Here is a 13165-nt window from a genome sequence, read left to right as displayed (position 1 = left end):
TCATGACCGACTCTCTCCACACCGTCACGCCGATGCCCGCCGAACGCCGTCCCGGCTGCCCGTTCGACCCGCCGAAGGAGCTCGTCGAGGCCCGCGAGCACGGCCCCATCAGCCGCTTCCCCTTCGCCGACGGACACCAGGGCTGGCTGGTCACCGGCTACGACCTGGCCCGTTCGATCCTGGCCGACCCCCGCTTCAGCTCCCGCAAGGAGCTCATGAGCCACCACCCGACCATCGACTACGGCGACATCGAGGTGCCCCCGGCCCCGCCCGGCGAGTTCCTGCTCATGGACGAGCCGCAGCACGGCCGCTACCGCAAGCCGCTGGTCGGCAGGTTCACCGTCCGCCGGATGCGGCTGCTCACCGAGCGCGTCGAGCAGATCACCGCAGAGCACCTGGACGCCATGGAGCAGGCCGGCCCCACCGCCGACCTGGTGACCGCGTTCGCCAAGCCCATCCCCGCCATCGTCATCTGCGAGCTGCTGGGCGTGCCGTACGAGGACCGGGGGCGCTTCCAGGAGAACATCGACAAGTTCCTCGGCGGCGAGGCCGGTGACGAGGAACTGATCGCCGCCTACCTCGCCACCCGGCAGTACCTGGCCGAGCTCGTGGCCGCCAAGCGCGCCCACCCGACCGACGACGTGCTCAGCGACCTGCTCGACAGCGACCTGACCGACGAGGAGCTGCAGGGCATGGCCCTGATCCTGCTGTCGGCCGGGTTCGACACCACCGCCAACATGCTGGCCCTCGGCACCTTCGCCCTGCTGCAGAACCCCGACCAGCTCGCCGCGCTGCGCGCCGACCCCGCGCTCGCCGACCAGGCCGTCGAGGAGCTGCTGCGGTACCTGTCGGTCGCCAAGCAGTTCTACCGGGTGGCCCTGGAGGACGTCGAGCTGGCCGGCCAGACCGTCAAGGCCGGCACGATGGTCATCCTGTCCCTCAACACCGCCAACCGCGACCCCGAGCGTTTCCCCGACCCCCACGCCCTCGACCTGCGCCGGCAGGACGGCGGCCACCTGGCCTTCAGCCACGGCATCCACCAGTGCCTGGGCCAGCAGCTCGCCCGCGTCGAGATGCGCGTCGCCTTCCCCGCGCTGCTCGGCCGCTTCCCCACCCTGCGCCTGGCCGTACCGGCCGACCAGGTCGCCCTGCGACCGGAGTCCGCCGACATCTACGGCGTCAAGAGCCTCCCCGTCACCTGGGAAGCCTGACCCCGGTACCAGGTGTTACCGTACAGCAGTACTCGGTGGCACCGAGTAGCACAGGAGGGGGCGGGAGAAGAGCCACCATGGACAACCTGACGGAGATGCTGAAGGGCACGCTTGAGGGCTGCGTGCTCGAGATCATCGGCAGCGAGGAGACCTACGGGTACGCCATCACGCGCCGGCTGAACGACCTGGGCTTCGCCGACGTCGTCGAGGGGACGGTCTACACCATCCTGCTGCGACTGGAGAAGAACGGGCTCGTCCAGGTGACGAAACGACCGTCCGAACAGGGCCCGCCGCGCAAGTTCTACGCGCTCAACGACGCGGGACGCGCGGAACTAGCGACGTTCTGGGCGAAATGGGCGTACATCACATCCCGGATCGACAAGCTCAAGGAGGGCGGGAAATGAGCTTCTGGGAGACCATCACCGGCAGCGATCTCAGCAGGGACTACAAGGCGTTCGAAGCCCGGGCCGCGGCGCTGCCGGCCGACCACCGGGCGGCCTGGGACCAGATCAAGGGTCAGCTCTTCCACTACTCCGACTTCACCGGCCGGAACCTGATGCCGATCTTCGACGGCGTCCTGGGGCTGCTGGAGGAGACGGCGGCCGACGGGCAGAACGTCCACGAGGTGCTGGGCGACGACATCCCGGGATTCTGCGCGGCCCTGGCCGGCGAGTCAGGGGGCCGCAGCTTCCGCGACCGCTGGCGCGAGCAGTTGAACAGGAACGTCGCCAAGAAGCTGGGCCGGCTGGGAGGCTGACATGGGCATCCAGGACATCATCGAGGGCAAGAAGCAGTGGCGGGCGCACCTGGCGCGGGTCAAGGCGCTGCCGCCCGACTACCAGATCGTCTACAAGGAGATGCAGCGGTACTACTTCAAGGTGGGGCCGGTCGGGCTGACCGACGGTTCCCTGCTGCCGGGGATCGTCGACTTCTTCGAGGAGGGCGTCGCGGCCGGCAAGGGAGTCATGGAACTCATCGGCGCGGACGTCGCCGCCTTCGCCGACGGCCTGATCAAGGACTCCCGCACCTACGCCGACCTCTACCAGGAGTCCGTCAGCGGGAAGACCGGCCCCACCGGGAAACCTCACCGGTTGTAGAGCCGGCGGGCCCACAGGTACCCGCCCAACGCGATGACCGCGCTCCAGAGTGCCGCCGCCGCGAGGCCGGGCCCCGCCGGCCGCCCGGCCAGCAGCGCGCGCAGGGTCTCGATGACCGGCGTGAACGGCTGGTGCTCGGCGAACCAGCGCAACGGGCCCGGCATCGACTCCGGCGGCACCACGCCGCTGCCCAGGAACGGCAGCAGCATCAGCGGCATCGGCAGGTTGCTGGCCGTGGCCACGTTCCTGGTGACCATGCCCAGCGCGGCCGACAGCCAGGTGATGGCGAAGGTGAACATGGCCAGCACGCCCACCACCCCCAGCCAGCCCAGCACGGAGGCGGCGGGGCGGAAGCCGATCAGCAGGGCCGTCAGCATGACGGCCGCGATCGCGGTGAAGTTCTGCACGAGCGCGCCGAGCACGTGCCCGGTCAGGACCGAGACGCGGGCGATGGCCATGATCTTGAACCTGGCGACGATGCCCTCGGTCATGTCCATCGCCACCGCGATCGCGGTGCCCTGCGCGGCGCTGGCGATCGTCATGATCAGGATGCCGGGCGTGACGTAGGCGACGTACGCGGCGCGGTCGCCGCCGATCCCGGCGCCCATGATGCCGCCCAGGACGTAGACGAACAGCAGCAGGAACACCACCGGGACGCCCGCGTAGGTGAGGATCAGCGTGGGGTAACGCCACATGTGCCTGATCTGGCGGCGCAACATCGTCGCCGAGTCGGTGACGGCTCTCATCGTGCGGGCTCCTCGGTCAGGGCCAGGAAGACGTCGTCCAGGCCGGGCGTGTGCGTCGACAGTTCGGCGACGGCGACGGCGTGCGCGTCCAGCAGTTCCAGGAGCTCGCGTAACGCGCCGACGCCGGTGCCGGGGATCTGCATCGTGAGGGACTCCTCGTCGCGCGAGCTCGCCCCGACCAGCGAGACCGCCCTGCGGTAGCCGTCGAGGTCGGCGAGGCGCACGACGACGTGCCCGCCGGGGACCATGCGCTTGAGCTCTTCGGGAGTGCCCTCGGCCACCAGCCGGCCCTGGCTGAGCAGCGCGATGCGGTCGGCGAGCTCGTCGGCCTCCTCCAGGTACTGGGTGGTCAGGAAGATGGTCACGCCGTCCTGCCGGACGAGGTCCCGGACGATCTGCCACATCGTGCGGCGGCTGCGCGGGTCCAGGCCCGTGGTGGGTTCGTCGAGGAAGATGAGCCTGGGCGTGCCGACCATGGTCATGGCGAGGTCGAGCCGGCGGCGCATGCCGCCCGAGTAGGCGGCCGCGGGCTTGCCCGCGGCGCCGGTGAGGTCGAAGCGCTCCAGCAGTTCGCCGGCTCGGCGGCGGCCCTCGGCGCGGCCGAGGTGGAGCAGGTCGGCCATGAGCCGCAGGTTCTCCTCGCCGGTGAGCAGGCCGTCGACCGCGGAGAACTGGCCGGTGACGCCGATCGCGGCCCGCACCTTGTCGGGCTCCCTGGACAGGTCGTGCCCGGCGACCCGGAGCTCGCCGGCGTCGGCCTTGATCAGGGTGGACAGGATCTGCACCGTGGTGGTCTTGCCCGCGCCGTTGGGGCCGAGCAGCGCGAAGACGCTGCCCTGGGGGATGGACAGGTCGATGCCGTCCAGAACGCGGTGAGCGCCGTAGGACTTGCGCAGCCCCGCCACCGAGACGATGTTCAACATGATTGAAAGCTACGTTGCTTTCAGAAATTCCGTCAATCAACAGAACTACATAAGCGCAGGTAGAACGCGTGAATTCGGTACGTTGACGCTGAGGCTGAATGCAATGAAACGTTGCATTGTGTGAACGCGAACGCAATAGTGGTGCCGTGGCAGAAGGAAGGTTGACCCTGCACGACCGCAGGCGCATCGCGACCGGTCTCGCCGAAGGCCGCTCCTACGCCGAGATCGCCAGGCGGCTCGACCGGCCGACCTCGACGATCAGCCGCGAGGTCGCCCGCAACGGCGGCCCCGGCGACTACCGTCCCGAGCGGGCGCACCAGGCGACGGCGCGGCGGGCGCGGCGCGGCGCCCCGGCGCGTCCGGCCGAGGCCCGGGACCGCGAGGTCTTCGAGGCGGAGGAGGGAGCCGTCGAGCTGGCGGTCGCGATGGGCCTGCCCAAGATGGTGGCGCGCGTGCTCATCGGCCTGTGGCTGAGCGCGGACGGCCGGCTCACCGCGGCCGAGCTGGCGCGCGGGCTGAAGGTCAGCCCCGCCTCGATCTCCACGGCGGTGGGCTACCTGACCCAGCAGGGCCTGATCAGGCGCGAACGCGACCCGCAACGACGCCGCGACGTCTACGTGGTCGACGACGACGCCTGGTACCACTCGACGGTGATCAGCGCGCGGCAGACGCTCGCGGCGGCGGAGGTCGCCAAGACGGCGGGGCAGACGCTCGGGCTCGACACGCCCGCGGGTCGCCGGCTGGCCAGGGGCGGCGCCTTCCTGGAGAAGATCAGCCTGGACGCCCTGGCCTCGGCCGAACGCTGGCGCGACCTCCTGCCGTGACCCGGGCGCGGCCCGGACCCGGCTGCCACCGGGGGCACGGGCCGCGTAGGGAGGCCGTCAAGATTCGAGCCGCGGCCGTATGGAAACCGTCAAGAACGGCAAAACACCCCATTTTCCGGCGTTTGCTGGACCTGCGCGCCGCCCGTCGAGGGGCGGCAGTGGTCTCATCATCGAACTGAGGAGTGGGGATGGCCGACGTCATCTTCGTCGCCCTGACGATCGCGATCTTCGTGGTCTTCGGGCTGGTCGTGAGGGCGGTGGAGCGGCTGTGAGCGCCGTCAACGCCACCGGTCTCATCGTGGTCGCCGGCCTGGTGATCTTCATGGTCGCCGCCCTGCTGTTCCCGGAGCGGTTCTGATGAGCACGACCGTCGCAGGGATGATCTTCATCGCGTCCCTGATCGTCGCCCTGGCCCTGGTGCACAAGCCGTTCGGCGACTACATGTACCGCGTCTACTCCACGGCCCGGCACAACGCCGTCGAGCGCGGGATCTACCGCCTGCTCGGGGTGCGGGCCGACACCGAGCAGAGCTGGCCCGTCTACGCCCGCAGCGTGCTGGCCTTCTCGGTGATCTCGGTCCTGGTGGTGTACGGCCTCCAGCGCCTGCAGGACAAGCTGCCGCTGAGCCTGGGCATGGAGCCGGTCACCGACCACATCGCCTGGAACACCGCGATCAGCTTCGTCACCAACACCAACTGGCAGGCCTATTCGGGCGAGTCCACGATGGGCCACCTGACCCAGATGGCCGCGCTGGCCGTGCAGAACTTCGTCTCGGCGGCCGTCGGCATGGCGGTCGCGGTCGCGCTGGTGCGCGGGTTCGCCCGCCGCAAGGCCGGCACGATCGGCAACTTCTGGGTGGACCTGGTCCGCGGCACGCTGCGCATCCTGCTGCCGATCGCCTTCGCCGGCGCGCTGGTGCTGGTGGCGGGCGGCCTGGTGCAGAACCTCTCGGGCGTGCACGAGGTGACCACGCTGACCGGCGGCACGCAGGGCATCACCGGCGGCCCGGTCGCCTCGCAGGAGGTCATCAAGGAACTGGGCACCAACGGCGGCGGCTTCTCCAACGCCAACTCCGCCCACCCGTTCGAGAACGCGGCGAGCTGGACGAACTGGTTCGAGATCTTCCTGATCCTGGTGATCCCGTTCTCGCTCACCCGCACCTTCGGCCGGCTGGTCGGCCAGGTCCGGCAGGGGTACGCGATCCTCGCGGTGATGGGCCTGCCGGCCCTGGCGAGCGTCCTGCTCACCAACGTCTTCGAGCTGTCGGGGAACGCGACCGTGCCGCAGGCGGTGGGCGCGGCGATGGAGGGCAAGGAGCTGCGCTTCGGCGTGTCGAACTCGGCCACGTTCGCCGCCTCGACCACCCTGACGAGCACCGGGGCGGTGAACTCCTTCCACGACTCCTACACGCCGTTCGGCGGCATGATGACGATGGTCAACATGATGCTCGGCGAGGTCGCGCCCGGCGGCGTCGGCTCGGGCCTGTACGGCATGCTGATCCTCGCCGTGATCACGGTGTTCGTGGCGGGCCTGATGGTCGGCCGCACCCCCGAGTACCTGGGCAAGCGCATCGGCGCCCGCGAGATCAAGCTCGCCTCCCTGTACTTCCTGGTCACCCCGGCCCTGGTGCTGGTCGGCACGGCCTGCGCGATGGGCTCGGCGCAGCAGCGCGCGGCCATGCTGAACGGCGGCCCGCACGGCCTGTCGGAGGTGCTCTACGCCTTCACCAGCGCCTCCAACAACAACGGCTCCGCCTTCGCCGGCCTGACCGTCAACACCCCCTGGTACGACGTGGCGCTCGGCCTGTGCATGGCCTTCGGCCGCTTCCTGCCGATCATCCTGGTGCTGGCGCTGGCCGGTTCGCTGGCGGCGCAGTCGCCCGTCCCCGAGGGCGCCGGCACGCTGCCGACGCACCGGCCGCAGTTCGTCGGCCTGGTCGTCGGCGTGACGATCATCCTGGTCGCCCTCACCTTCCTCCCGGCACTCGCGCTCGGCCCGATCGCAGAAGGACTGTCCTGACATGTCAACCCCCGTACTGGACAAACCCTCTTCCGCGCGGCGGGACGGCCGCGTGGGCGGCGGCCTGCTGGATCCCCGGCAGCTCGTCAGGTCCCTTCCCGACGCGGTCAGGAAGCTGAACCCGGCCACGCTGTGGCGCAACCCCGTCATGCTGATCGTCGAGGTCGGCGCGGTGTTCACCACCGTCCTGGCGATCGTCGATCCGTCGTTCTTCGCCTGGGCGACCGTCGTGTGGCTGTGGCTGACCGTCGTGTTCGCCAATCTGGCCGAGGCCGTCGCGGAAGGGCGCGGCAAGGCGCAGGCGGCGACGCTGCGCAAGGCCAAGACCGACACCCGGGCCCGCCGCCTGCGCGGCGACGCCGAGGGCGGGTGGGACACGGTCGGCGCGCCCGAGCTGCGGCAGGGCGACCTGGTGGTGGTAGAGGCCGGCGAGGTCATCCCCGGCGACGGCGACGTGGTCGAGGGCATCGCCTCGGTGGACGAGTCGGCCATCACCGGCGAGTCCGCCCCCGTCATCCGCGAGTCCGGCGGCGACCGCTCGGCGGTGACCGGCGGCACGAAGGTGCTGTCCGACCGGATCGTCGTCAGGATCACCCAGAAGCCCGGCGAGAGCTTCGTCGACCGCATGATCGCCCTGGTCGAGGGCGCGAACCGGCAGAAGACGCCCAACGAGATCGCGCTCAACATCCTGCTGGCCGCCCTGACGATCGTCTTCCTGGTCGCCACCGTCACCATGCAGCCGCTGGCCATCTACTCGAAGTCCATCAACCCCGGCGTGCCGGACTCGCTCGCGCTGAACGCCGACGGCGTCACCGGCATCGTGCTGGTCTCGCTGCTGGTCTGCCTGATCCCCACCACGATCGGGGCGCTGCTGTCGGCCATCGGCATCGCCGGCATGGACCGCCTCGTCCAGCGCAACGTCCTGGCGATGTCCGGACGCGCGGTCGAGGCGGCCGGCGACGTGTCCACGCTGCTGCTGGACAAGACCGGCACGATCACGCTGGGCAACCGGCAGGCGGCCGAGTTCGTCCCGGTGGACGGGATCACCGAGGCCGAGCTGGCCGAGGCCGCGCAGCTGTCCAGCCTCGCCGACGAGACCCCCGAGGGCCGCTCGATCGTGGTGTTCGCCAAGGAGCGGTACGGCCTGCGCGAACGCGAGATCCACGGCGCCGAATGGGTGCAGTTCACCGCCCAGACCCGCATGTCCGGCGTGGACCTGGACGGCCGCGAGGTCCGCAAGGGCGCGGCCACCGCGGTCATGAAGTGGGTGCGCGACAACGGCGGCCACCCCACCGACGACGTCGGCCACATCGTGGACGGCATCTCCGCCTCCGGCGGCACCCCGCTGGTGGTGGCCGAGCGGGGCCGCGTGCTCGGCGTCATCCACCTCAAGGACGTCGTCAAGCAGGGCATGCGCGAACGCTTCGACGAGATGCGCCGCATGGGCATCCGCACCGTCATGATCACCGGCGACAACCCGCTCACCGCCAAGGCCATCGCCGACGAGGCCGGCGTGGACGACTTCCTGGCCGAGGCCACCCCCGAGGACAAGCTCGCCCTGATCAGGAAGGAGCAGGAGGGCGGCCGGCTGGTCGCGATGACCGGCGACGGCACCAACGACGCCCCCGCCCTGGCCCAGTCGGACGTCGGCGTGGCCATGAACACCGGCACCTCGGCCGCCAAGGAGGCCGGGAACATGGTCGACCTGGACTCCAACCCGACCAAGCTCATCGAGATCGTCGAGATCGGCAAGCAGTTGCTGATCACCAGGGGCGCGCTGACCACGTTCTCGATCGCCAACGACATCGCGAAGTACTTCGCGATCATCCCGGCCATGTTCGCCGCGGTCTACCCGGGCCTGGACGCGCTCAACGTCATGCGCCTGTCCAGCCCCCAGTCCGCGATCCTGGCCGCGGTGATCTTCAACGCGCTGGTCATCGTCGCGCTGATCCCGCTGGCGCTGCGCGGGGTGCGCTACCGGCCTTCCAGCGCGTCCAAGCTGCTCTCGCGCAACCTGTACGTCTACGGCCTGGGCGGCATCGTCGCCCCCTTCATCGGCATCAAGCTCATCGACCTGCTGATCCAGTTCCTTCCGGGGATGTCATAAATGGAACGCCTGCCAAGCTGGGTCCGCCAGCACCTCGCCGCCCTGCGCGCCGTCGCCGTCCTGACCGCGCTGCTCGGCATCGTCTACCCGCTGGTCACCACCGGCGTCGCCCAGGCCCTGTTCCACGGGCACGCCAACGGCTCGCTCGTCGAGAAGGACGGCAGGGCCGTGGGCAGCTCGCTCATCGGCCAGTCCTTCACCGACGCCGACGGCAACCCGGTCAGGAAGTACTTCCAGTCCCGTCCGTCGGCGGCGGGCGACGGCTACGACCCGACCTCGTCCGGCGCGAGCAACCTCGGCCCCGAGGACGTCGTGGACACGCTGCCGGTCGCCGGTGAGGAGGGCCGGCAGTCGCTGCTCACCCAGGTCTGCGCCCGTTCCAGGGCGGCCGGCGAGCTGGAGGGCGTCAGCGGCGCCCGCCCGTACTGCACCCCGGACGGCGTCGGCGCGGTGCTGAAGGTCTTCCCCGACCGGGCCGTCAGCGTCAACCAGGCGTGCCCGGCCACTCCGTTCATCCCCACCTACCAGGGCAGGAAGGTGGAATGCGGCAAGCCGGGCGAGGACTACGCGGCCGGGCGGACCGTCCCCGTGCGCGGGACCGCCGGGGCCCCCGCCGTGCCCGCCGACGCGGTCACGGCCAGCGGCTCCGGGCTCGACCCGCACATCTCCGTCGCCTACGCCGAGCTCCAGGCCCCTCGCGTCGCCAAGGAACGCGGCCTGGACCGGGCCGAGGTCGACCGGCTCATCCAGCGGCACACCACCGGACGGGCGCTCGGCTTCATGGGCGAACCGGCGGTCAACGTGCTCGACCTCAACCTCGCCCTCGACGGGAAGTGACATGAGGGGGCGGTTGCGGGTCTACCTCGGGGCGGCGCCCGGGGTCGGCAAGACGTACGCGATGCTCGGCGAGGGCCGCCGCGCGCGGGAACGCGGCCGGGACGTGGTCGTGGGCCTGGTCGAGACCCACGGCCGTCCCCGCACCGCCGAACTCCTGGAGGGCCTGGAGATCATCCCGCGCAGGACCGTCGTCCACCGCGGGGCCACCTTCACCGAGCTCGACGTGGACGCCGTCATCGCCCGCCGGCCGAAGGTGGCGCTGATCGACGAGCTGGCCCACACCAACGTGCCCGGCTCGAAGAACGTCAAGCGCTGGCAGGACGTGGACGAGATCCTGGACGCCGGCATCGACGTGATCTCCACGGTGAACATCCAGCACCTGGAGTCGGTCAACGACGTCGTCCAGGAGATCACCGGCGTGCCGCAGCGCGAGACCGTGCCCGACGAGGTGGTGCGCCGCGCCGACCAGATCGAGCTGGTGGACATGTCACCGGAGGCGCTGCGCCGCCGCATGGCGCACGGCAACGTGTACGCGCCGGAGAAGGTCAGCGCCGCCATGTCCAACTACTTCCGCGTCGGCAACCTCACCGCGCTGCGCGAACTCGCGCTGCTGTGGGTGGCCGGCAAGGTGGACGACCAGCTCGACCGCTACCGCGCCGACCACGGCATCGCCACCACCTGGGAGACCCGCGAGCGCGTCGTCGTCGCCCTGACCGGCGGGCCGGAGGGCGACACGCTGGTCCGCCGGGCCGCCCGCATCGCCGCCCGCACCAAGGGCGCCGACCTGCTGGCCGTGCACGTCACCAGCGCCGACGGGCTGGCCGGCGCCGACCCGGCCAGCCTGGCCCGCCAGCGCACGCTGGTGGAGGACATGGGCGGCAGCTACCACCAGGTCGTCGGCGACGACGTCCCCCGGGCGCTGCTCGACTTCGCCCGCGGCGTCAACGCCACCCAGCTCGTCCTCGGCGCCTCGCGCAGGGGGCGCTTCGCGCAGATCTTCTCCCGGGGCGTCGGCGTCGAGACCACCGCCCGGTCCGGCTCGATCGACGTCCACATGATCACGCATGAGGAGGCCAAGCAGGGACGCCGGCGGCCCGCCCGCACGCGGGCCGCGCTCACGCGCACCCGGCGGGCGAGCGGCTGGGCGCTGGCGGTGGCCGGGATGCCGCTGCTGACGGCCGCGCTGGCGCCGTTCCGCGACATGCTGTCGCTGCCCAGCGAGATCCTGTTCTTCCTGTGCCTCACCGTCGGGGTCGCGCTGGTGGGCGGCATGTGGCCGGCCATCACCGCGGCCGTCGGCGGTTCGCTGCTGCTCAACTGGTTCTTCACCGCGCCGGTCGGCGAGTTCACCATCGCCGCCCCGGAGAACCTGTTCGCGCTGGTCGTGTTCGTGCTGGTGGCGGCGGCGGTGAGCACGATCGTGGACATCGCCGCCCGCCGGACGAGGGAGGCCGCGCGGGCCGGCGCCGACGCCGAGCTGCTGTCCACCATGGCCGGTCACGTGCTGCGCGGCGAGGCCGCGGTGTCCTCGCTGCTGGAACGCATGCGCGAGACCTTCGGCCTGACCTCCGTCACCCTGCTGGAACGCCGGCCCGAGGCCGCCCGCGTGCCCGACCAGCAGTCCGACCCCGACGCCTGGCGGATCGTGGCGACCTCCGGCGGCGCCCCCGCCACCTGCCCGGGACGCTCCGACACCGACGTCGTCATCGACGAGGAACTGGTCCTGGCGGCCAGGGGCGAGCCGCTGGAGGCCGCCGACCGCACGGTGCTGGAGGCGTTCGCCGCCGAGACCGCCGTCGCGCTGCGCCAGGAACGCCTGCAGCAGGAGGCCGAGCTCGCCCGCCCGCTCGCCGAGGCCGACCGGATGCGCACCGCGCTGCTGGCCGCCGTCAGCCACGACCTGCGCACGCCGCTCGCCTCCGCCAAGGCCGCCGTCGAGAGCCTGGGCAGCACCGAGGTCGCCTGGTCGGAGCGGGACCGGTCCGAGCTGCTCGCCACCGCCAAGGAGTCGCTGGACAAGCTGGACCGGCTGGTGGCCAACCTGCTGGACATGAGCCGCCTGCAGGCGGGCGTGCTCGGGGTGAGCGCTCAGCCGCTGGCGCTGGAAGAGATCGTGCCGCGCGCCATCGACGATCTCGGCCCGCTGCGGGACCGCGTCGAGGGGGACGTCTCCGTCGAGCTGCCCGACGTGCTGGCCGATCCGGCGTTGCTGGAACGCGTCCTGGTCAACCTCATGTCCAACGCCGTGCGCTTCAGCCCGCCCGGCCGGACCGTGCTGGTCACCGCGAGCGGGCACGGCGACCACGTCGAGATCCGGGTGATGGATCGCGGCCCCGGCATCCCGCCGGAGGCGCACGACCGCGTCTTCCAGCCGTTCCAGCGGCTCGGCGACCGCGACAACCACTCCGGCGTCGGGCTCGGGCTGGCCCTGTCCCGCGGGCTCGCCGAGGCCATGGGCGGCACGCTCGTGCCCGACGAGACCCCCGGGGGCGGCCTCACCATGATCCTCACCCTGCCCGCCGCCGCCCCCGGACGGTGAGCGTCGCGCCCGGGGCTGGTTCCGGGTGTCAGTCGCCGGGCGTCGTGGGCCCGTCCGGCCCGCGGAGGTGAACCGCGGCTCCGCGCCGCGTCCCCTCAGCAGCGTGCTGACACCAGGCGGTCGACGGGTCGCACCCCGATCGTCACACGGCGGCCGGTACGGCGGGCTCGGCCACGCGGTGCCGGCCGTCGGCCGCACGGGACGCCCGCGACACCCGGGCCATCGCCAGGAAGGAGACCAGCAGGCAGGCGGCGCCCAGCGGCATGAGGTCCTTCTCCACGAACGGCACCATGACGTCGGCGACCACCAGGACGGGCGTCCACGCCTTGACGCGGCGCTGGACGGCGAGCTGGAGGACCAGGCCGATCTGGGCGACGAAGAACAACATCGGCCCGAAGTCGTAGACCACCTGCTGCACCCCGGGAACCGACTGGACCTGGTCGAAGAGCACGCCCATCGCGGCGTGGTCGGCCGAGCGGAATCCCACGACGATGTCGATGGAGAACTGGGCGATCAGCGTGGTGATGCCGACATATCCGGCTACGGCCAGCCCTGTCGCCAGACGGCCGCGGCCGGCCAGCCTGCACATCTCGTGGAAGGTCACGGCGAAGAACGCCAGGGCGCCGATGAAGGCCAGGTGCCCGGTCGTCCAGGCCAGGCCGGGACCGCGGCTGCCGTCCAGGCCGTCCAGGATGCGGAGGACGCCGTAGGTGAAGGTGAGCACGGGGGCGGCGACGAAGGCGATGCGGGGGTTCATCTCGTTGACTCCTTAGCGGTGATGACCTCCCCAATCCTGGTTTTCCGCGGCCTGCCGGACATCGCCGGAGCGGGCGAAGTCCCGTCTCGCTCTTGAGCGGGATGC

General features: G+C 71.2%; 13 protein-coding genes. 10 read left to right on the top strand and 3 right to left on the bottom strand.

Going from position 1 to position 13165, the window contains the following annotated elements; all coding sequences use genetic code 11:
- The first annotated feature begins 2 nt into the window (after positions 1–2).
- The 4 genes from ACIBQ8_RS30675 to ACIBQ8_RS30660 all read left to right on the top strand — a co-directional run bounded on the left by ACIBQ8_RS30675 (position 3) and on the right by ACIBQ8_RS30660 (position 2308).
- A complete protein-coding gene (locus tag ACIBQ8_RS30675; RefSeq protein WP_397171885.1) occupies positions 3–1211 on the top strand; it encodes a cytochrome P450 in 1209 nt (402 codons plus the stop codon).
- 77 nt (positions 1212–1288) lie between these two features.
- On the top strand, positions 1289–1615 hold the full coding sequence (locus ACIBQ8_RS30670; protein ID WP_352356106.1) for a PadR family transcriptional regulator: 327 nt from the start codon (positions 1289–1291) through the stop codon (positions 1613–1615).
- Complete coding sequence (locus ACIBQ8_RS30665; RefSeq protein ID WP_397171888.1) at positions 1612–1968, top strand: DUF1048 domain-containing protein; 357 nt, start codon at positions 1612–1614, stop codon at positions 1966–1968. The genes ACIBQ8_RS30670 and ACIBQ8_RS30665 overlap by 4 nt, the downstream gene beginning before the upstream one ends.
- Position 1969: 1 nt before the next feature.
- Positions 1970–2308, top strand: a complete 339-nt coding sequence (locus ACIBQ8_RS30660; protein ID WP_397171890.1) for a DUF1048 domain-containing protein — start codon at positions 1970–1972, stop codon at positions 2306–2308.
- Here the strand turns inward: ACIBQ8_RS30660 and ACIBQ8_RS30655 are convergent.
- Both ACIBQ8_RS30655 and ACIBQ8_RS30650 read right to left on the bottom strand, forming a co-directional pair.
- Positions 2296–3054: an ABC transporter permease gene (locus ACIBQ8_RS30655; protein WP_397193581.1), complete on the bottom strand. Its 759-nt coding sequence runs from the start codon at positions 3052–3054 to the stop codon at positions 2296–2298. The genes ACIBQ8_RS30660 and ACIBQ8_RS30655 overlap by 13 nt on opposite strands.
- The gene (locus ACIBQ8_RS30650) at positions 3051–3977 is read right to left on the bottom strand and encodes an ATP-binding cassette domain-containing protein (RefSeq protein WP_397193580.1); all 927 of its coding nucleotides are present in this window, start codon (positions 3975–3977) and stop codon (positions 3051–3053) included. Before ACIBQ8_RS30650 ends, ACIBQ8_RS30655 begins: the two co-directional genes overlap by 4 nt.
- A gap of 161 nt (positions 3978–4138) precedes the next feature.
- Here ACIBQ8_RS30650 and ACIBQ8_RS30645 point away from each other — a divergent pair, with 161 nt between their 5' ends.
- From ACIBQ8_RS30645 to ACIBQ8_RS30620, 6 genes are all read left to right on the top strand, one after another.
- Positions 4139–4801, top strand: a complete 663-nt coding sequence (locus ACIBQ8_RS30645) for a helix-turn-helix domain-containing protein (RefSeq protein WP_397193579.1) — start codon at positions 4139–4141, stop codon at positions 4799–4801.
- Between the two features lie 268 nt (positions 4802–5069).
- Positions 5070–5159 carry a K(+)-transporting ATPase subunit F gene (gene kdpF / locus ACIBQ8_RS30640; protein WP_357972546.1) on the top strand — a complete coding sequence of 30 codons (90 nt, stop codon included), beginning with the start codon at positions 5070–5072 and terminating at the stop codon, positions 5157–5159.
- The gene (kdpA, locus tag ACIBQ8_RS30635; RefSeq protein ID WP_397193578.1) at positions 5159–6820 is read left to right on the top strand and encodes a potassium-transporting ATPase subunit KdpA; all 1662 of its coding nucleotides are present in this window, start codon (positions 5159–5161) and stop codon (positions 6818–6820) included. Before kdpF ends, kdpA begins: the two co-directional genes overlap by 1 nt.
- A gap of 1 nt (position 6821) precedes the next feature.
- Complete coding sequence (gene kdpB, locus ACIBQ8_RS30630) at positions 6822–8927, top strand: potassium-transporting ATPase subunit KdpB (protein ID WP_397193577.1); 2106 nt, start codon at positions 6822–6824, stop codon at positions 8925–8927.
- Positions 8928–9764: a potassium-transporting ATPase subunit C gene (locus tag ACIBQ8_RS30625; RefSeq protein ID WP_397171902.1), complete on the top strand. Its 837-nt coding sequence runs from the start codon at positions 8928–8930 to the stop codon at positions 9762–9764. It begins immediately after the preceding gene.
- 1 nt (position 9765) lies between these two features.
- Positions 9766–12303, top strand: coding sequence for an ATP-binding protein (locus tag ACIBQ8_RS30620; RefSeq protein ID WP_397193576.1), 2538 nt, complete (start codon positions 9766–9768; stop codon positions 12301–12303).
- Positions 12304–12445: 142 nt separating this feature from the next.
- On the opposite strand, the gene ACIBQ8_RS30615 is transcribed toward ACIBQ8_RS30620, so the two are convergent.
- Positions 12446–13060 carry a hypothetical protein gene (locus ACIBQ8_RS30615; RefSeq protein WP_397171906.1) on the bottom strand — a complete coding sequence of 205 codons (615 nt, stop codon included), beginning with the start codon at positions 13058–13060 and terminating at the stop codon, positions 12446–12448.
- Between the last annotated feature and the right edge of the window lie 105 nt (positions 13061–13165).

The sequence above is a fragment of the Nonomuraea sp. NPDC049646 genome, from assembly GCF_044465525.1.
GTDB lineage: Bacteria > Actinomycetota > Actinomycetes > Streptosporangiales > Streptosporangiaceae > Nonomuraea.
This window is presented reverse-complemented; position numbering and strand designations above follow the sequence as displayed.

Bases quoted from the DNA above. Each gene is read 5' to 3' on its own strand.
- ACIBQ8_RS30650 (WP_397193580.1), bottom strand. From the start codon at position 3,977: ATGTTGAACATCGTCTCGGTGGCGGGGCTGCGCAAGTCCTACGGCGCT.
- kdpB (WP_397193577.1), top strand. From the start codon at position 6,822: ATGTCAACCCCCGTACTGGACAAACCCTCTTCCGCGCGGCGGGACGGC.
- ACIBQ8_RS30665 (WP_397171888.1), top strand. From the start codon at position 1,612: ATGAGCTTCTGGGAGACCATCACCGGCAGCGATCTCAGCAGGGACTAC.
- ACIBQ8_RS30625 (WP_397171902.1), top strand. From the start codon at position 8,928: ATGGAACGCCTGCCAAGCTGGGTCCGCCAGCACCTCGCCGCCCTGCGC.
- ACIBQ8_RS30655 (WP_397193581.1), bottom strand. From the start codon at position 3,054: ATGAGAGCCGTCACCGACTCGGCGACGATGTTGCGCCGCCAGATCAGG.
- ACIBQ8_RS30660 (WP_397171890.1), top strand. From the start codon at position 1,970: ATGGGCATCCAGGACATCATCGAGGGCAAGAAGCAGTGGCGGGCGCAC.
- ACIBQ8_RS30675 (WP_397171885.1), top strand. From the start codon at position 3: ATGACCGACTCTCTCCACACCGTCACGCCGATGCCCGCCGAACGCCGT.
- kdpA (WP_397193578.1), top strand. From the start codon at position 5,159: ATGAGCACGACCGTCGCAGGGATGATCTTCATCGCGTCCCTGATCGTC.
- ACIBQ8_RS30620 (WP_397193576.1), top strand. From the start codon at position 9,766: ATGAGGGGGCGGTTGCGGGTCTACCTCGGGGCGGCGCCCGGGGTCGGC.
- ACIBQ8_RS30670 (WP_352356106.1), top strand. From the start codon at position 1,289: ATGGACAACCTGACGGAGATGCTGAAGGGCACGCTTGAGGGCTGCGTG.
- ACIBQ8_RS30615 (WP_397171906.1), bottom strand. From the start codon at position 13,060: ATGAACCCCCGCATCGCCTTCGTCGCCGCCCCCGTGCTCACCTTCACC.